The sequence below is a fragment of the Amycolatopsis ultiminotia genome (assembly GCF_039536925.1).
GTDB classification, from domain to species: Bacteria; Actinomycetota; Actinomycetes; order Mycobacteriales; family Pseudonocardiaceae; genus Amycolatopsis; species Amycolatopsis ultiminotia.
This window is the reverse complement of record NZ_BAAAZN010000001.1, coordinates 19,287-37,129: the sequence shown is the minus strand read 5'-3', so window position 1 is coordinate 37,129 and position 17,843 is coordinate 19,287. Positions and strand designations below refer to the sequence as shown.

Annotated in this window: 15 protein-coding genes; 7 read left to right on the top strand and 8 right to left on the bottom strand. The window is 67.6% G+C overall.

All coding sequences use genetic code 11. The features are described from left to right. Positions 1-63 precede the first annotated feature (63 nt). Positions 64-687, top strand: a complete 624-nt coding sequence (locus ABD793_RS00180) for a TetR/AcrR family transcriptional regulator (protein ID WP_344854127.1) — start codon at positions 64-66, stop codon at positions 685-687. Here ABD793_RS00180 and ABD793_RS00175 read toward each other — a convergent pair. From ABD793_RS00175 to ABD793_RS00155, 5 genes are all read right to left on the bottom strand, one after another. After that, the gene (locus tag ABD793_RS00175; RefSeq protein ID WP_344854126.1) at positions 662-2,326 is read right to left on the bottom strand and encodes an AMP-binding protein; all 1,665 of its coding nucleotides are present in this window, start codon (positions 2,324-2,326) and stop codon (positions 662-664) included. The genes ABD793_RS00180 and ABD793_RS00175 overlap by 26 nt on opposite strands. A 97-nt stretch (positions 2,327-2,423) precedes the next feature. Next, positions 2,424-3,221: an enoyl-CoA hydratase/isomerase family protein gene (locus ABD793_RS00170; protein WP_344854125.1), complete on the bottom strand. Its 798-nt coding sequence runs from the start codon at positions 3,219-3,221 to the stop codon at positions 2,424-2,426. Beyond that, complete coding sequence (locus ABD793_RS00165) at positions 3,221-4,216, bottom strand: zinc-binding dehydrogenase (RefSeq protein ID WP_344854124.1); 996 nt, start codon at positions 4,214-4,216, stop codon at positions 3,221-3,223. Before ABD793_RS00165 ends, ABD793_RS00170 begins: the two co-directional genes overlap by 1 nt. Positions 4,217-4,221: 5 nt before the next feature. Next, entirely contained in the window at positions 4,222-5,169 is a 948-nt protein-coding gene (locus tag ABD793_RS00160; RefSeq protein ID WP_344854123.1) for an LLM class flavin-dependent oxidoreductase, read from the bottom strand. Positions 5,170-5,271: 102 nt separating this feature from the next. Further along, positions 5,272-6,351 carry an NAD(P)H-dependent flavin oxidoreductase gene (locus tag ABD793_RS00155; RefSeq protein ID WP_344854122.1) on the bottom strand — a complete coding sequence of 360 codons (1,080 nt, stop codon included), beginning with the start codon at positions 6,349-6,351 and terminating at the stop codon, positions 5,272-5,274. Positions 6,352-6,452: 101 nt separating this feature from the next. Here ABD793_RS00155 and ABD793_RS00150 point away from each other — a divergent pair, with 101 nt between their 5' ends. The 3 genes from ABD793_RS00150 to ABD793_RS00140 are packed head-to-tail and all read left to right on the top strand — an operon-like array spanning position 6,453 to position 9,948. Then, positions 6,453-7,619, top strand: a complete 1,167-nt coding sequence (locus ABD793_RS00150) for a 2-hydroxyacyl-CoA dehydratase subunit D (protein ID WP_344854121.1) — start codon at positions 6,453-6,455, stop codon at positions 7,617-7,619. 26 nt (positions 7,620-7,645) lie between these two features. Then, positions 7,646-9,016: a 2-hydroxyacyl-CoA dehydratase subunit D gene (locus ABD793_RS00145; RefSeq protein ID WP_344854120.1), complete on the top strand. Its 1,371-nt coding sequence runs from the start codon at positions 7,646-7,648 to the stop codon at positions 9,014-9,016. Continuing rightward, positions 9,013-9,948 (top strand): acyl-CoA dehydratase activase, encoded by a 936-nt coding sequence (locus tag ABD793_RS00140; protein WP_344854119.1) that lies wholly within the window; start codon positions 9,013-9,015, stop codon positions 9,946-9,948. The genes ABD793_RS00145 and ABD793_RS00140 overlap by 4 nt, the downstream gene beginning before the upstream one ends. Before the next feature lie 276 nt (positions 9,949-10,224). On the opposite strand, the gene ABD793_RS00135 is transcribed toward ABD793_RS00140, so the two are convergent. Continuing rightward, positions 10,225-11,883 (bottom strand): AMP-binding protein, encoded by a 1,659-nt coding sequence (locus ABD793_RS00135; protein ID WP_344854118.1) that lies wholly within the window; start codon positions 11,881-11,883, stop codon positions 10,225-10,227. Between the two features lie 155 nt (positions 11,884-12,038). On the opposite strand from ABD793_RS00135, the gene ABD793_RS00130 reads away from it, so the two are divergent. Next, positions 12,039-12,821 (top strand): SDR family NAD(P)-dependent oxidoreductase, encoded by a 783-nt coding sequence (locus ABD793_RS00130; RefSeq protein WP_344854117.1) that lies wholly within the window; start codon positions 12,039-12,041, stop codon positions 12,819-12,821. Positions 12,822-12,952: 131 nt separating this feature from the next. Next, positions 12,953-13,840 (top strand): alpha/beta fold hydrolase, encoded by an 888-nt coding sequence (locus ABD793_RS00125; RefSeq protein ID WP_344854116.1) that lies wholly within the window; start codon positions 12,953-12,955, stop codon positions 13,838-13,840. A 382-nt stretch (positions 13,841-14,222) separates the two neighbouring features. Here the strand turns inward: ABD793_RS00125 and ABD793_RS00120 are convergent, their stop codons facing one another. Continuing rightward, a complete protein-coding gene (locus tag ABD793_RS00120; RefSeq protein ID WP_344854115.1) occupies positions 14,223-14,720 on the bottom strand; it encodes a VOC family protein in 498 nt (165 codons plus the stop codon). A 610-nt stretch (positions 14,721-15,330) separates the two neighbouring features. Here ABD793_RS00120 and ABD793_RS00115 point away from each other — a divergent pair. Then, a complete protein-coding gene (locus ABD793_RS00115) occupies positions 15,331-15,831 on the top strand; it encodes a TetR-type transcription factor C-terminal domain-containing protein (protein WP_344854114.1) in 501 nt (166 codons plus the stop codon). A 256-nt stretch (positions 15,832-16,087) separates the two neighbouring features. On the opposite strand, the gene ABD793_RS00110 is transcribed toward ABD793_RS00115, so the two are convergent. Next, the gene (locus ABD793_RS00110; RefSeq protein WP_344855739.1) at positions 16,088-17,836 is read right to left on the bottom strand and encodes an ABC transporter ATP-binding protein; all 1,749 of its coding nucleotides are present in this window, start codon (positions 17,834-17,836) and stop codon (positions 16,088-16,090) included. Between the last annotated feature and the right edge of the window lie 7 nt (positions 17,837-17,843).

Genomic DNA, 17,843 nt, shown 5'->3' with positions numbered 1-17,843 from the left:
GCCACCCGGCAGTCTCTCCCCGACCAGTAAACGAACGTTCCGTATCCTGGTAAGCTGCATCGGGTGGACAGGGAGCGCAGAATCCTCGACGCCGCCACCGAAGCCTTCTGCGAGAAGGGTTTCCACGGCGTCGGGGTCGACGAGATCGGGAAACGGGCAGGACTCAGCGGCCCGTCGCTGTACCGGCACTTCTCCGGCAAGGACGAGATCCTCGCCACCTTGCTGAACGAAGCGCTGGACGAGCTCGTCAGCGCGACGGTGCCCGTCCACGGGGATCCCGAACAGGATCTCGACCGCGCCGTCCGCCACCACATCGCCTTCGCCGTCGAGCGCCGCGAGCTGGTCAACCTGTACCAGCGCGACGTGCGTTCGCTGGCCGACCCGTGGCGTCGCCCGTTCGATCGCCGCCGCAGCCAGTACAGCGCGCGCTGGGAAGAGCTGCTGAGCCGCCGCTATCCAGCCGCTGGGTCCCGCGTTTCGGTTGCGGCCCAGTCGATTCTCGGCATGATCTTCTCGGTCTCGAACTGGCCGCGGCGCACCGCGCAAGCCAAGGACGTCGAGAAAACGCTCCGCTGCCTCATCGGCACCGGGCTGCACGGGCTGGAAGACGGCGACCGCCGTTCCGGCGACCGTGCCGACCCGGTTCCTGACCTGCCCGGCGTCAGCTCGAACCCAGCTTCTTCCTGATGTCTTCCCGGAGTTCGTGCTTCTTCACCTTCCCGGTGGCCGTCATCGGCAGCTCGGAAACCACTTCGAGCCGTTCCGGCAGCTTCTGCGCCGCGACGTGCCGCGCCCGGAGGAAATCGGTGATGTCCCGCAGTGTCGGAGCCGCGCCCGCTTCGGCCGGGGTGACGTAGGCGCACACCTTTTCGCCGAGCCGCTCATCCGGCATCCCGATCACCGCGACGCCGTCGATGCCGCGGTGGGCGATCAGATGGTCCTCGACCTCCCTGGCGCTGATGTTCATGCCGCCCCGGATGACGATGTCCTTCAGCCGACCGGTGACCCGGACGTAGCCGTCGGGATCCATCCGCCCGAGGTCTCCCGAGCGCGAGAACCCCTCCGGAGTGAACAACGCCTCGGTCTGGGCCTCGTCGCGAAAGTACTCCAGCATGTGGCTCGGCCCCCGGTAGGAGATGTCGCCCTCCTCGCCACGAGGGACCTCGTGCCCGTCGTGGTCGACGATCTTCACCTGCGCACCCGCCACCGCCGCGCCGTCCGAATCCGCCGCCCGCCCGACCGGGTCGGCCGCGGTGCACATGGTGGTCACCATATTCTCCGACCGCCCGTACAGGCTGAGGGTCCGGCATCCCGCGAACAGCTCGCTCGCCTTCGCGATGACCGCGCCGGGGATCGGCGAACCCGCGCACACCCAGAACCGGAGGCTGCTCGCGTCGTGCTTTTCCGGATCGTAGGCCGACATCAGCATCTGCAGGAACGGGGTCGCAGTCACCGCTACGGTGCAGCCGTACTGTTCAATCCACCACAGCGCCGCTTCCGGCTCGAACACCTCCATCAAGCACGAAGTCGCGCCCGTCAGCAGCGGCAGCACGACACTCGTGACCAGTCCTGTACTGTGGGTGATCGGCGAAGGTCCGAATTGGACGTCCCGCTCGTCGTACCGCAGCCCCTTGGCGATCGCCGCCGCGCTCGCGCGCAGGGTGTTGAACGTATGGAAGCAGCCCTTGGGCCGCGAAGTGGTCCCGGACGTGTAGACGATCAGGAACCCGTCGTCCGGCCCGCTACCGGGACCCGCTTCCGCTTCCAGCGCCTCGATGTTCCCCTCGGCGACGAGAGCCGAGAGCGGCGCGGCGGCAGCCGGGTCCGGCTCCCGGTCCGGCCGCGCGGCGTACACCCGCCGCAGATCCGGGATCTCCCGCTGGAGCCCTTCGAACATCGCAAGGTGGTCGAACTTGCGGAACAGCCCGCAGGTGACCGCGGCGACGGCGCCCGAATTCCGCAGGACGTAGGCCACCTCGTCTTCCCGGTAAATCGGCATGATCGGCACGAGAATCGCGCCGATCCGCGAAAGCGCCGCGGCCAGCACGGGGAATTCGGTCCAGTTCGGCAGCTGCACCGCCACCCGGTCGCCGCGGCCGATGCCCGAGCGGAGGAGGCCGACCGCGAGCCGCAGCGACTGGTCCCGGAATTCGGCGAAGGTCACCGACGACGTCGAGTCGACCAGGAACCGCCGGCCGGGGTGCGCCGAGGCCCGCTGCGCGGCCAGCTCGGCGAAGCTCGTCGATTCCCAGAGCCCCGCCTCGTAATAGGCGGCGATCTCCCTGGCGCCGTACCGATCGTGGACCGTCGCGAGCTTCGCGTCCATGCGAATCTACCGCCCTCCAGCTGACACTACCGGTACGACCATACAATGGTCTGACCGTTAATTCAACGGCTTCGGCGGCCATGCGGGAGAGCCGGGCTCACCGCAGCTTCCAAGCGGGCTTTCGCTTCTCCCGGAACGCTGTTACGCCTTCCACGATGTCCTCGGTGGTGAGCGCCAGGGCGAGCTGAGCACGCAACGCCTCTAGCGCGTCCGGCAGGCTCATGTCCCGGGTGGCGTTGATCGCGTTCTTGCCCATGCGCATGAGCAGCGGCGACTTTCCGGCGATCTTGCGCGCCCACGCCTGGACCTCGGCGTCGAAGCGGTCGGCCGGGACCACTGCATTGACGATGTTCAGCCGTACGGCTTCAGCCGCGCCGATCAGCTCGCCGAGCATCATGAGCTCATTGGCCTTCAGCCGGTCGACGTTCCGGTAGATGAGGCTGGAGATCATGAACGGAAAGACGCCGACGTTGATTTCCGGGCAGCCGAACCGAACGCCCTCCTTGGCGATCACCAGGTCGCAGGCCAGGGCCACCCCGAACGCCCCGGCGAGGACGTCACCGCCGGCGGCGCAGACGACCGGCTTGCCCAGCCCGCCGATGGCTTGGTAGAGACGCGGGAAGCGATCCAGGCCCTGGTATTTCGCGATCGTCGGAGCGTCGCCGGCGAAGGCCTTCAAGTCGCCGCCCGCCGAGAACACCTTGTCGTGCGAGGAGCCCAAGACGACGACGCGGACCCGCTCGTCCTCCCGCGCCGATTCGAGCGCAGCCAGCAGCTCGTCGAGCATCGCGTCGCTCAAGGCGTTGCGGGTCGCCGGGGAGTCCAGCGTCAGGTACGCCACGCCGTGGTCGTCGAGTTCACTGCGGACGAGTTGCTCCGCTGCCGCTTCGGTCATCACGCGTTTCCCTCCGCCTCGGCACTGAGCACGATCTTTCCGAATCCCCGGCCGCTTTCGAGGTATTCGTGCGCGGCCGCCGCCCGCTCCAGCGGAAAGACCCGGTCGATCACCGGCGGTGGGACCTCCCGCTCCGCGCGCAACCGCAGCAGCCCTTCGAAATCGCGGGCGCTGCCCATCGTCGTGCCGAGGAGGTCGTACTGCCCGAAGTAGAACGGGCGGACAGCGAGCGTGACCGACTCGCCCCGCGAAGCGCCGAGCACCACCAGCCTTCCGCCCGTGCGCACGGCGGCGAGCGCGTCCGCCCAGGATCCGACCGGATCGAGGACGACGTCGAATCCCCGTCGACCCGGTGACATCGCGACGGCGGCCTCGACCCATCCCTGGCGGTCGTAACGGACCCCGCCCAGCGCGCCGAGTTCGGCCGCACCGGCGATCTTGGCATCGGACGAGGAAGTCACGGCGACATGAGCCCCGGCAGCCGCGGCGAGCGAGACTGCCATCGTCGCCACTCCGCCACCCGCGCCGAGCACCAGCAACGACTCACCGGCGCGGAGCCGCCCCCGGGCGAACAGAGCGCGATACGTCGTCAGACCTACCAGGGGAAGAGCGGCCGCTTGAGCCCACGTCAGGGCCGCCGGTTTCGGGAAGACACAATCGCGCGGCACCCGGACCTTTTCCGCGTACGTGCCGTGTCTGCGGTCCCCCAGGATTTCCCAGTCCGGCCCCGGTGCCGATTCCTCGTCGCCCCACCGAAGCGAAGGAAGCACGACCACCTCGGCACCGGTCTCGCTGTCGACACCCGCCCCGTCGGCGCCGGGAACGTGCGGCAGCGGAGAACCGTACTGCCCGCGGCGGACCAGGACGTCATGCCAGTTGAGCGCGGCTGCGCGCACCTCGATCACCGCGTGGGCCCGGTCGGGCCGGGGGTCGGCCAGCCCGGTCGTCTCGAGGACACCAGGACCGCCGTACTGGCGCTGAACCGCCGCCCGCATCGGATTCAGCCCCGCCCGGCGGACGGGATGCCCAGCAGGTCGCGGACCTCTCCGGCCATCTCTATCCCGTCGTGCACCGATTCCGCCGCGACGACCAGGGTCAGCTGCCGCGCCCCGGCGTCGATGTACGGCTTCAGCGCCGCGGCGACCGTCGCCGGCGTGCCCGCGGCGGTGAGATGCCGGAACTTCTCCGGGGGCAGGCGGTAGAGCGACTGCATCCGTTCGCCGAGCAGCCGCTGTGCGGCCAGGTCGGCCCGCCCCAGGCCCACCCACATGCTGAGGCCGAACCACGAGACCTCCCGGTGCCGCGTCTCCGCGGCCGCCCGGATCTTCCGGACCGTGTCCTCGAATCGCCTCGCCGAGCAGAAGATCCCCATCCAACCGTCGCCGTGTTCCGCGGTGCGCCGCACCGCCACGTCCCCGGAGCCGCCGATCACGATCGGCACCCGCGGAGCCGGCGCGGGGAGGATCCGCGCGTCCCGCAGGCGGAAGAACTCGCCTTCGTGGTCCACCGGTTCGCCGTCGGCAAGGCGCCGCAGCACGCTCAGCGCCTCGTCCAGCCGCCGGCCCCGTGTGCGCGGATCAACTCCCGCGTTGGCGACCTCGCTGCGGTCCTCGCCGCCGACTCCGGCCCCGAGCACGAGACGACCGGGGGCGATCTGGGACAACGTGGCCACCTGACGTGCGGCCGCCATGGGGTGGCGCAATGCCAGCTGGTAGACGCCGATCACCGCACGCAGCGAGTCGTGCCCGGCCAGGACTGACGTCGCGGCGACCATCCCGTCGAACCCCGTGCCGCCGTGAAAGCTGATGTGATCGCCGACCGTGACATGCCCGAGCCCGGCTTCGGCGATGTGATTTACCAGCCCGCGGCGTCTCGGCCCGTCGGCGATCAGCAGCTCGTCGTTCACCGCCACGCCGACTTCGAGCGCCGGGCTCCGCCTCGTCGTCACCACGCCGCCCCTCTCCCCGGCCTCGGCCCGGAAAGCCGTCTCGCATCAGAACGGACTGACCAAACATACCATTACGCCGAGCTGGAGAAGCGGTGCTCTTCTTCACCGGTCCGCGCTCGCGGGGACCGGCTCGCCGACGCTGCCGCCCAGCCGGTTCGCCAGCGACCGCAGGATTTCGGCAGCCTCGGTGGCCATCCGGGGGACGAACTCGGCGACGTCCACGAGGTCACGGATCGCGGCGGCCACCTGCCCGGTCATCACCAGGCTGTTCGTGACATCGCCCTCGGTCTGCGCACGCTGCATCGATTCGATCTTCCACCGGGTCAGCTCGACCTGGTCCACCTCGCCGTCGCGATGCCCGGCCGCCTCGGTCAGCTGCCGGGACGCCGCGTTCCGCAGGCCGCGGCAAGGGCCGTACACGCCGTCGAACGCGACATCGTCGCCTTCGTCCGCGTTCAGCAACGCCTGGACATACGCCGGATGCCAGTCGGAATTGGCAGTGCTGGTGATGAATCGCGTCCCCATCGCAACCCCCTCGGCCCCGAGCGCGAGAGCGGCGGCGAGCCCGCGGGCATCCCTGGCGCCGCCGGTGAGCAGCACTGGCACCCCAACCGCCTCGGTGACGTTCGGGATGAGAACGAAGGTGTGCACTGCCTTGCTCGGAGCGTGGCCGCCCATCTCGAACCCTGCCGCGATCACCACGTCGACTCCCGCAGCCTCGGCTTTGACCGCTTGCCGTGTCGAGCCCACCTTGTGCTGATGCACCATGCCCGCGTCCTTGATCGCAGCGACGTAACCGCCGGGGAAACCGGCCGAGGTCGTCAGCACCCGCAGCCGCCGCGCGATCACCGGGTCGGCTTCGCGAGCCTCCAGCGCCGTGCGGATATACACGTCAGTAAAGGGAAGCACCTCCCCTTTGCTGTCAACTCCGACCGGGATGTTCACCGCGAATGGCCGGTCCGTGAGCGAGGCGCACTCCTCGATGTGCGCTCGGAAGGTGCGCGCACCCTCCGAGATGTCCTCGGGCATGCCGGGCATCGAGACAGTACCGAGACCGCCCGCGTTGGACACAGCAGCGGCAAGCTTCGGGGTGCGGAACGGCCCGAGACCTTCCTGGACGATCGGGTGCTCGATACCCACGAGCCGGGTGTAGCGGTTGACGATCGGCAACGCAGACGACACGACAGCCTCCTCACTTAATCCTGCTGACTAATTACATTCATTGTGTCTCAGTTACACGCGGCGTAGAGTATCTGACAAAACCCAGGAGAGGAACCATGCTCATGACCGACGCGGCTTCCGAGGCCATGGAACGACTCGTCGGCGTGGCCCGCGATCCGCGCGCCTACGTCGAGCGGTGGCGAGCCGGACATCCCGGCGGCGCCGTGCTCGCCGTCCTGCCCATGAACTTTCCGAGAGAACTTGCGCACGCCGCCGGCGCGCTGCCGGTGATCGTGCAGGACGACCAGCAGCCGATCACCGAAGGCCGGGCGCTGCTGGCCGAGTTCTACTGTGGGTACACGCGCAATCTCGCCGACCAGGTGGCTACCGGCCGGTTCGACCTCTACGACGCCGTCTTCACCGCAGACCACTGCATCCAGCTGATCGGCGCGGCCGAAATCGCCCGGACCCTCAAGCCGGACACCACGGTGTTCCTCGGCATGCTGAACTCGTCGATGAACGATTCGTGGGCTCCGGCCAAAGTCACCGAGACGATGGCGGAGATCCGGGCCGAAATCGAACGCTTCACCGGGAACGCGGTCGAAAACGGCACACTGGCCGAAAGCATCGAAGCATTCAACCGCGGCCGCCGCCTGGTCCGGCAGCTGCTCGACACCCGCAGCGCGGGTGGGGCCGCGCTCAGTCCGGTCCAGCTCCAGGACATCATCGTCTCGAGCATGGTCATGGACCCCGTTGAACACCACGCGCTCCTGCTCAAAGCGCTAGCGGGACTCCCCCGCGCCGACCGCGACGACCGCGTGCGCGTGCACCTGTCCGGCCATCTCTGTCACGCACCGCGACGCGAGCTGCTCGAAGTGATCGAAGACAGCGGGACGATCGTGATCGACGACGATCTCTATCACGGAAGGCGTTACGTCTCCACAGATGTCCCGGAGGAAGGCGATCCGATCGCCGCACTGGCCGAGTGGTACGCACAGCGCAACGTCTCGATCCCGTGCCCGACCCGGGTGCAGCAGGACGCCGACTGGGACACCTACCTTCTCGACGCCGTGCGGCACAACGGCGCCGAAGCCGTCATCCACCTCGTGCCGAAGTTCTGCGAACCGCACATGCTGTACTACCCGGAACTCCGCAAAGCCCTCGAAGCCACCGGCATCCCGCAGCTGCAGCTCGAAACCGAGCACGAGGGAATGCCGCTGGAGTCCTTCCGCACCCGCATCGAGGCATTGGTCGAGCGCGCGCTCCGCCGCCGGCCCGTCCACGTCTGAAACACCAACCACGGGAGACGACTGAAATGCTGGAAAGCATCGAAAAGCCGGTCGAGGACAAAAGTAACCGCCTCGGCATCACACGGGTCGGCGGCAAGCTGATCGCCGACTACTGGGAAGACCTCTTCACCGCGCGCGAGCAGGGCAAGCAGATCGTCTGGTACAACGGCGGGGCGCTCAACCCGATGTTCCAGGCCGCCGGGCTGGCCTGGTGCCACGGCGAGGCGTTCGCCGCGCGCCTGGCGGCACAGCGGCTCGAAGGCCCGGCTCAGCTGGCCGGCGCGGAATACGGCTACAACGCCGAGCTGTGCTCGTATTCCCGCACGCACCTCGGGTGTTCCGTGCTCACCCTGCAGGGCACTGAGGGCGATCAGACCGGCGTCGTCGGCGCCCATGACCAGGAAGTGCTCGCGGCGAAACTGCCCGCGCCGGACTTCTTCGTCAACAACTACGCCGGATGCAGCACCGGCCAGCAGTGGGATGGGATCTCCTACCGCGTCTTCGGCAAGGAACTGCCGATCTTCAACATCTCCCACCCGTTCCTCTGGGGCAACAAACCGGACTCCGGCTACCTCCGCGGCGACGAATGGGAGCAAGCCTCCCGGTTCGTGGCGAGCCAGCTGCGGGAACTCATCGGCTTCCTGGAGCAGCGGACCGGCCGCCCGTTCGATTACGACGCGCTGAGCGAAAGCATGACCTACATCAAACGGGCCGCCGAACTGCGGCGCGAAGGACTCGACCTGTGCAAGGCCAAACCGGCCCCGGCCACCTTCTGGGACTGGATCGCCAGCGTCGCGCCCATCAACTTCCTTCCGGGGAACCAGGCTCTCGTAGACTATTTCGCCGCGGTGCGCGACGAAATCCAGGGCCGGATCGACAACGGAGTCTCCGCGGTCAAGGACGAAAAATACCGCCTCTACTTCGACGGCATCATGAACTGGAACAAGCTCGGCTACCTGTCCCGCAAATTCGCCGAGCACGGCGTCGCGGTGCTGGCCGGCCGCTACATCCAGAACGCGTTCTGGCAGGAACCGCACCTGATCGACACCAGCGACCCGATCATGGGCATGGCGCAGCACTACCTCCTCTGCCCCACCAACCACGGCGCGAAAACGCTGGAATACCTGACCTTGCGCGACTGCGAGGAGTACGGCCTCGACGGTCTCGTGTTCCACTCCACCCGCACCTGCCGCGCCTTCACCGGACCGCAGCGGCTCCTGGCCAAGTCCGCGCAAGACAAGCTCGGCATCCCGTCCATCTTCTTCGAAGGCGACGTCGCGGACGCGGCGTTCTACAAGGACGGCATCCTCGAGAGCCGCCTCGTGGCCATGCTGGAAGCGATCGACGTGCGCCGCGAGCGCGGATCGCTGCCCGACGGGTTCAGCGCGTTCGCATGACCGGCCATCACCTCGGCGTAGACCTCGGCTCGACCACCGCGAAGGCCGTGGTCGTCAACGACGACGGCGCGATGCTCGGCACCAGCGTCGTCCAGATGGGCGCAGTGAGCCGCCAGGGCATGCAGCGGGCCGTCGACCTGGCGCTCGCGCAGGCCGGGATCGGCGAAACGGAGATCTCGGGAACGGTGTCGACCGGGTACGGGCGCAAGCTCGTGCCCGGCGCGCACCGCACTTTCACCGAAATCACCTGCCACGCCAGGGGAACCGCCGCGATGTGCCCTGGCGTCAAGCTGATCATCGACATCGGCGGCCAGGACAGCAAGGCGATCACCGTCGACGACGACGGCCTGGTCAACGACTTCGCCATGAACGACCGATGCGCGAGCGGCACCGGCCGCTTCTACGAGGTGCTCGCTCGCGCGCTCGAATGCGACATCGAGCACCTGGGCGACCTGGCGGCGCAAGGCACGGCCGACCTCGAAGTCAGCAGCATGTGCGCGACGTTCGCGGAGACCGAGATCGTCTCCATGCTGGCGGAGGGGCTGCCCACCCCGGACATCGCGGCCTCCGTGCACCGCGCGATCGCCGGCCGGACGCTCGCACTGGTGGCCCAGGTCGGGCGGCACGCCCCGATCGTCATGACCGGCGGCGTGGCGCAGAACCCAGCCGCTGTCGACTTCCTGGCGAGTGCGCTCGGCATGGAGGTCCGGGTGCCGGAGCACCCGCAGATCACCGGCGCATACGGAGCCGCGCTGCTGGCTCTCGAATCGGCCCACCGGCCCACCGGCCCACCGCCGGGCCAGGACGCCGACACCGAAATTGCGTTGTTCCCGAGCGCCCATTCGGCTCCGGGCCACTCCTGCGCGGGCTGCGACGGAACCGCGGGCGGGGCGGTGCATCTCGGTGCGTCGATTGCGGTTCGCCGGAGCTGATCCGCACCAGCCCGGAGGCCGCTCCGCAATCGTGTTCGGCAGCCGAGGCGACGCTGCCCCGGCTGCCGAACTGTTCTCACCCGGCAGCGCGGACCACCGCTGCGAGCGATGCCCGGCACCAACGGGGAAACTGCGGTCGGACATCCTTCCCGGAGATCAGCCGCCCCTGCCGGCAACGCTGTCGCATGGACCGAACCCGCGATTTTCTCGCAACCGGGCAAGTCTTGCCGGGCAACTGCACCAGCTGAACTCGACCGATGGTTCCCACGGAGGCAGTCAAGCCTGCGCTCCTACGTTGTCGGCGCGCGCGGACCTCACGAAGTCGAAACTGAGCGTGCCTTCCTCGGCCTGCTGACGCAGGACGAATTTTTGGATCTTGCCGCTCGGTGTGGTCGGCATCTCCGCCACGAAGGACCAATAGACCGGGGTCTTGTGCGGCGCGATCTCTGTCCGCAGGTAGCCGGTGAGCTCCTCCACCGAAGGCCGTTCGGCACCGCGCCGCAGCTTGACCACGGCGCCGATCTGCTCGCCCCACTTATCATCGGGCACGCCGATGACCGCGGCGTACTCCACGGCCGGATGGTCCCCCAGCGCGGCCTCGATCTCGGCCGGGTAGATATTCATCCCGCCCCGGATGATCATGTCTTTGATCCGGCCGCGGATCTTGACGAAACCGCGCTCATCCATCGATCCGAGGTCGCCGAGATGAAGCCAGCCGTCCTCGTCGATCGCCGCACTCGTCGCGGCCTCCATCCGGTAGTAGCCGAGCATGTTCTGGTAGCCGCGGCAGCAGATCTCCCCCGCTTCATTCAACGGCACCGGGTCCCCCGTCTCCGGGTCCGCGATCTTCACCTCCAGCTGCGGCAGCGGCTGCCCCACCGTTTCCGCTTGGTCGTCGGGCGAGTCGGTGACCCTGGTCTGGCTGACGACGCCGTGCGCTTCGGTCTGCCCGAACAAAATCGTGAACTGGCAGTTCAGCTCTTTCTGGGTCTTGCGCACCAGCGACGCGGGCACCGATGCGGCCCCGCTCAGGATGGCCTGGAGGCTCGACAGATCCCGCCGCGTGCGATCCGGGTGGTCCAGCATCGCGATCAGCATGGTCGGGACGACCAGGGTGTGCGTGCCCCGGTAGGTCTGGAGCGCTTCGAGCAGGAGCGCGGGTTCGAAACCAGGAAGGATCACGAAGGTACCCCGCTTGGCCCATGCGCCGAAGGAAGTCACCGCGCCGCCGCCGATGTGGTACATCGGCATCGCGTTGACGTATACCCCGCCCTCGGCCATGCCCGCGCGCTCGGCGACGTGCCGGGCCTCGTTGAGGAGCCCCTTGTGGTGCAGCATGGCACCCTTCGGGAAACCAGTCGTCCCGGACGTGTACTGGATCTGGATGACGTCCTCCGGGCGCGTCTCCGGAAGCGGCTGCTCCGGATCGCCGCTCGCGGCGAACGACTCCCACTCGTCGAGGACGACGATCGCCTGCAGCTCCGGAGTCTCCTGGCGGATGCTGTCGAGCATGCCCACCATGTCGAACTCCCGGTAGGTCCGCGGGCAGAACAAGCCGACCACCCCGGACTGCTCGAGCACGAAGGCCACTTCCCTGGCCCGATACGCGGGATTGAGCGCTACCAGCACCATCCCGGCCATCGCGATCCCTTGCTGGAGAACGATCCACCGCGCACTGTTCGGAGCCCATACGGCGATCCGGTCGCCCGGCGAGAACCGCTTCAGCAACGCACGCGCGACCCGTTCGGCGTCCGCGACGAACTCGGCGTAGGTCCAGGTTTCCCTGGCCCCGGCGTCCGCCACGCAGTCGACCAGTGCCAACCGGTCCGGCACTGCCGCGGCGGCGGAGCGAAGCGTCTCGCAGACAGTGATGTCGTGGACAGCTCCGGGCTCCGCGGGCCAGTAGGACGTCTCCAGAACCTGCACGCCGACCATCCGCTACTCCCTTGTATCGAGGTGAGTCAGGCCATCGAAGTGTACCCCTAAGGTCCAACTATGCAAATGGTCTGTCCTTTGTGGCACACTGGTCGGACGGTTCCGCAGCAGGTAGGAACTGAACTGTCTCCACACCCGACGCCCCGGAGGTTTCTGTGCCGCTCGTCCGCGATTACCCCGAGTCCGCGGTGCTCGTCGCCGGGGGGACTTCCGGCGTGGGGCTTGCCAGCGCCTTCAGGTTCCTGGCAGCCGGAGTCAGCCGCGTCGCGCTGCTCGCCCGGAACGCCGAACGCGGGAACGCGGCCCGCGAAGCGCTCCTCGACCGCAGTCCCGAGGCCGAAGTGGTCTTCGTCCAGACCGACGCCCGCGACGTCGGCCAGGTGAACGCTGCCGTCGACGAGGCACGCTCGGCCCTCGGCACGATCGATGTCCTCGTGAACTCGGTGACCGCAACCTACCGGCCCGAACTCCTGCACCGGACGCCGCAATCCGACCTCGCCGAGATCCTGAACCAGCAAGCGCTCCCGCCGATGCACCTGACCCGAGCGGTCTTGCCGATCATGCAGGAGCAGGGTGGCGGCAGCATCGTGAACATCGCCTCCGACGCCGCCAAGGTCCCGACACCGGGCGAAGCGGTGCTGGGCGCGGCCATGGCAGCCATCGTCATGTTCTCGCGGGTCACCGCGATCGAGGCCAAGCGCAACGGCGTGCGGGTCAACGCCGTGACCCCGTCGTTGATCGCCGGCACCCCGACCGCCGAAAACGTGCTACGGGACGGGTTCAGCAAAGCGCTGTTCGAAAAGGCCGCCGCCCAGGCACATCTGGGCGTCGCGGAACCGGACGACCTCGCGTCGCTGATCGTCTTCCTCGGCGGCCCCGGCGCGGCCAAGCTGACCGGCCAGGCCATCAGCGTCAACGGCGGTATTTCCGCCGGGTGACCGGGGATCATTTTGACTGCCCCAGCCGGAGACTGAGCCATTCAAAGGTCTGGCCAAAGATCGGCCCGACCGCCGCCGTCCGCCACGGACCCGCAGCCGACGCCGTACCCCCGCGATTGAAGGACCCTGTCATGTACACCGAACGCTTCACCTATCCGGGCGCAGGCGATCTCGACATCTCCGCGTACCGCTGGGATCCGGCAGCAGAGCCACGGGGAACGGTCCAGCTGACGCACGGCATGGGCGAGCACGTCCTGCGCTATGACGAAACCGCACTGGCTTTGACCGCCGTCGGTTACGTGGTCTACGGCCAGGACCACCGCGGCCACGGCAACAACGCCGCCTCCGAGGACGATCTCGGCAAACTCGGCCCGGACGGCTGGCACCGCCTCGTCGAAGACATCGGCAGGCTGTCGAAGCTGATTCACACGGAGCACCCCGGGCTTCCCCTCGCAGTGCTGGCGCACAGCATGGGTTCCTTCGCGACCCAGCAATACCTGCTCGACCACAGCGATCAGCTCGACGCCGTCGTGCTCACCGGCACCGCACTGCTCGACCTGCTCGAGCCGGGACTCGATCTGGACCAGGAACTCGACCTGGCCATGTTCAACGCGCCGTTCCAGCCCGCGCGCACCGAATTCGAGTGGCTGACCCGCGACGACACGATCGTCGACGCCTACCTCTCGGACCCGCACTGCGGCTTCGGCCTGGACCGCAATTCGGTCAAAGCGATGTTCGCCGAGGCCCGCCGCCTGGCCGCACCGGAGGCGCTCACGACGATGCGCGCCGACCTTCCCGTGTACATCGCCGTCGGAGAACAGGATCCGGTAAACGGACAGCTCGACCTCGTCAAGCCACTCGTAGACCGCTACCGGGCGGCCGGCCTCACCGACGTCACGCTCGTTACGTATCCAGGTGCCCGGCACGAGATCCTGAACGAAACCAATCGTGCCGACGTTCTCGCTGACCTGGTGACCTGGCTCGATCGCGCGCTCACCACGAGGCGAGCGCAGCGGTGAAAGCGTGAGATCTTGGCGGCAGCACTCGCACTCGAACAACCCGCGTGCGCCAGGCAACCTGTTCGGGAATCAGCAGTCACTGAAAGGTGCTGCGGCTGACGCACTCGCCACAGACTGGCCAGGGGCCAGCTAACCGCTGACGGTGCGCGTTCGCGGGTGCGTCGTGGCGGGTATGCGTTGGAGGAGGCGGCCTCGACCCGGAAACGTAGGTCGACGGCGGCGAACGGGATCGGGTTGGCGGCCGGCCAGTGGTTGGATCGCTGGTTTGACGGGACAGCCGCCAATCCGCGAACTGACAATGACCGAAAACCCGCGCCCCTCAGGGGTCCGCTTGCCGGCAGACACGGAGCGGCAGGGCGCGTGATGCGGGCCGGGTGATGATCTACAGGCTTGGCTCGTCGACGTCGTCGGGGCTTGGGCGATGTTCGAGGTACTCAACGAGCAGGCCGTCGGCATGCCGGATCCGGGCGCCGCGGCCGGTGGGAGCGGCAAACGGTTGAGCAACGATTTCCGCACCGTTCGCGACACTGTCCGCAAGCGCGCTATCGAGGTCGGAGAAGATCATAGTCACGGGTGTCTGGCGGGCTTGTTCGGCGCGTTCGAGCAACTCCGGATCGAGATCGAGAATCAGAAAGGGGCCCACGGCGACGATGTACAGGCCAGCCTCGCGGGCATCGAGATCCATGTCGAGCCGAACGCCGGTGACGTGCTCGTAGAACCGGACGGTGTCTTCGAACTGGCCGTGATCAGGAAACACCCGAGCCAACACGCGCGGCGTGAGGAAGCCGGACGAGTCGGTCTGTCGCCGGTAGAGCCTGACCACCACTTCGACGATAGCGCCGCCGTGCACCAAGGTCAACTCAACCTGCCGCACCGGCACCGCACAGCGCATGGGACTGCCCCGTTCTCCACACGAGGTCGGCCACCCCACTCAGCCGAACCCGCTAAGACCCTTCAGCGACAGCTGCACTCAACGGACGCGGGCACCTTTTCGACACTGGTAGCGAGCCAGACACAGTGGGCGTCTAGCCCACCCCGCAACCTGAGCACGTGTCGTTCATTGAGCCTGACATATTGCCCGAAGCGTGGATCCGGCAACGGCCGGGTCGACTGCCACCGGCTTCCACCGCGCGACCGCGGAGGACCCTGCATCCGTCGCGGCACAACCTGCGCGGGCAACAGCCTCCGGACAGGCATTCCGACCACACAGAATGCCTGCACGCCAACCGGAACATGCACGTCTTCCTCAAACCGGGGATCGACTACGCGGGCCACCTCAGCATGGCGGTCGGCCCCAACATCGCCGGCCTGATCACCCATTATCTCGACCCGGATCGCCCGCGAAGCCCGGATGCGTCTTTTTCGCAGCCTCGGCATGTGATCGCCCAGCTGTCCGCAGCGGGTCTGGGCGACCGACCGCCTCACGACTCGGCGACATCCGTGATGCCGCACTCGACCTGTTCGCCCGACACGGATTCGAGGGCACCACCATGGGCGACATCGGTGCCGCGGTGGGGATGCGCGCTCCCAGCCTGGATAAACACGTCGCGTCCAAACAGGACCTGCTCGCCCAGATCATGGTTTCCACCATGAATAATCTGCTCGCCGCACACCGGACTGCCATCGCGAGCCCATCCGACCCGATCGAACGGCTACGAAGGGCGACCGAGGCCCACATCCGATACCACGCCCGCCACCGGCTCGAGGCCTTTGTCGGCACCCGCGAGATCCGCAGCCTGACCGAACCTCATCGAAGCCGAGTACGCAACCTGCGCACCGAGTACGAAGCATGCTTCCGCTCAGTCGTCCAGACCGGCGTCGATGCCGGCGTCTTCCACGTGGATTCCGTTGGCCTGGCCTCCTACGCACTCCTCGACCTCGGCATGGGTGTCGCGGTCTGGTTCCGCCACGACGGAGAGCACGCCGAAGATGCCGTGGCCTGGCAGTACAGTCAGTTCGCCCTCCGCCTCGTAGGTGCTTCGTCCACCTGATGCCACGAGGCCAGGACAGTCGCACTGAGCGGCGTCGAGACCATAGAAGGGCATAACAACATAGCCGATCCGTCCAAGTTCGCCACGGATCGCTTTCAATCGCCTGGCAGCGAGCTCTCCTTGGGCCGTCGAAGGTCTGCATCGGACACCAGGCAGCATGCGGCGGCCCGACGAAGGAACAGGCAGTCTCGTCGCGCCATCGGTCGAGAGCGATGTCGTGCAGGCGGACCAGGTAGATCGGGCTCGTGCGATCGAGTCATTCCGACCCGCACGCACCACCGAGGGACTTGCCCTTGCGCCACGTTGCCCACAACCCGGCATACACGCCGCCGGCAGCAACCAGCCCATCATGTGTTCCGGTTTCGATGATCCGGCCGTGCTCCATCACCACGATCCGGTCGCAGGCTGCTGCCTGGGAAAGTCTATGGGCGATCACCAGCCCGGTCCGCCCACGCAGAGCTGCCTCAGCGCCCCGGTCGAGCAGCGCAGCGTGCGTGGAGCCGGCCTCGGCGGTGGCTTCGTCGAGGATTACCAGCTCGGGATCAACCAGCAGCAGCCGCGCCAGCGCGACTTGTTGCGTTTGGGCGTCGGTGAGCTGATGCTCGCCAGAGCCGACGAGTGTGTCCAGTCCGTCGGGGAGAAGGTCGAGGATCGCGGCGGCACCCGTTGCTTCGAGAGCTGCATGAATTTCTCGCTCGTTTGCCTCGGGCGCGGCAAGGGTGAGGTTGTCCCGGATGGTCCCGGCGAAGACATGCACTTCCTGGGTGATCACCGCGGTCCGGGCGGGTCGGGTCACGGTCCCGGTGTCGGGTGGATGGATTCCGGCGATCACAGCCGCGAGTGTGGTCTTGCCCGCTCCGGAGGCACCGACGACAGCTACATGCTCACCAGCGGTGATGTCGAGGGTGATGCCGTCCAGCACGCGAGGACCGTCCTCGTAGTGGAACGCAACTTCGCGGAGCCTGACCGTGGTGTCCCCGGTCATCCCCGGTTCGCCGGCTTCGGTGCCGGGAGTGGTGGTGATGCCGATGATGCGGCTGAGCGATGCGGCGGCGGACTGGATGATGTCGAAGACGAACAGCAGCTGGTTGATCGGCCCGAGCAGCCGCAGCACGAGCAGCATTGCGGTGGTGGCGGCACCCACGGTCGAGGAACCGTGGTGGATGAGCAGGAAGCCGGTGATGAGGACGGTGGCCAGGGACAGGCATTCGGCGAGGTTGAGGCGTGCGTTGAACATGCTTTGCACGGTGCGTGCCCGCAGCGTGTGGATCGCGACTCCCCAGGACGCTTTCATGACCGTGTGATGGCGTTGTTCGCCGAGTCCGAACCCGAGCACAGTGGCGTAACCCCGTTGGGATTCAACGATCTGCTGGGCTCGTTTACTCATCGCCGCCCGTTCGACGCGATACACCTGGGGGCCGGTGCGGAGATACCAGCGCATCGCCATCGCGTAGACCGGTAGGACGATGAGGAATGCGGCAGCGTATGGCCATTCCAACGCCACCAGGCCGGCCAGCGACACGATGACGGTGAAGGCGGTGGCGGTGAGCGCCCCGATCACCGTGGGCGCGGCATCGGCCACAGCGGTGACATCGTCGCTGGTCCGGGAGATCAAGTCTCCGGTGCCAGCACGCTCTACGAGATGCTGCGGGAGTGCCAGCGCGCGGCCCACCAGTTGTTCGCGCAGCCTGGCGAGGATGGTCTGGTAAAGCCAGGTGGCCAGCACGGTCGTGGCCGCGGTCCCGCCCGCTGCGACGACCGCCGAAACACCCATGACCACGGTGATCGTCAGCACGGTGCCGAGGTCGGCGGTGCCGGCGTGAACCCGGTCGATGAGAACCCCGACCACGGCCGGCGGAATCAGGTTGACGGCGGTGCTGGCGATTCCCGACACCACGACGGTGACCAGCCGGGCCCGGTGGCCGCGGCTGAGTCGCCATACCTCCCGAACGGTTTGCCGGCCGTTCGCGACCGGCAGCCTGGACTCGGTCACGGAAACGGGCATCGCTTCG

Coding starts and splice junctions, on each gene's coding strand:
- ABD793_RS00135 (WP_344854118.1), bottom strand. CDS start 11,883: ATGGTCGGCGTGCAGGTTCTGGAGACGTCCTACTGGCCCGCGGAGCCC.
- ABD793_RS00140 (WP_344854119.1), top strand. CDS start 9,013: ATGACCGGCCATCACCTCGGCGTAGACCTCGGCTCGACCACCGCGAAG.
- ABD793_RS00150 (WP_344854121.1), top strand. CDS start 6,453: ATGACCGACGCGGCTTCCGAGGCCATGGAACGACTCGTCGGCGTGGCC.
- ABD793_RS00110 (WP_344855739.1), bottom strand. CDS start 17,836: ATGCCCGTTTCCGTGACCGAGTCCAGGCTGCCGGTCGCGAACGGCCGG.
- ABD793_RS00175 (WP_344854126.1), bottom strand. CDS start 2,326: ATGGACGCGAAGCTCGCGACGGTCCACGATCGGTACGGCGCCAGGGAG.
- ABD793_RS00145 (WP_344854120.1), top strand. CDS start 7,646: ATGCTGGAAAGCATCGAAAAGCCGGTCGAGGACAAAAGTAACCGCCTC.
- ABD793_RS00170 (WP_344854125.1), bottom strand. CDS start 3,221: ATGACCGAAGCGGCAGCGGAGCAACTCGTCCGCAGTGAACTCGACGAC.
- ABD793_RS00115 (WP_344854114.1), top strand. CDS start 15,331: ATGGGCGACATCGGTGCCGCGGTGGGGATGCGCGCTCCCAGCCTGGAT.
- ABD793_RS00125 (WP_344854116.1), top strand. CDS start 12,953: ATGTACACCGAACGCTTCACCTATCCGGGCGCAGGCGATCTCGACATC.
- ABD793_RS00165 (WP_344854124.1), bottom strand. CDS start 4,216: ATGCGGGCGGCGGTTCAGCGCCAGTACGGCGGTCCTGGTGTCCTCGAG.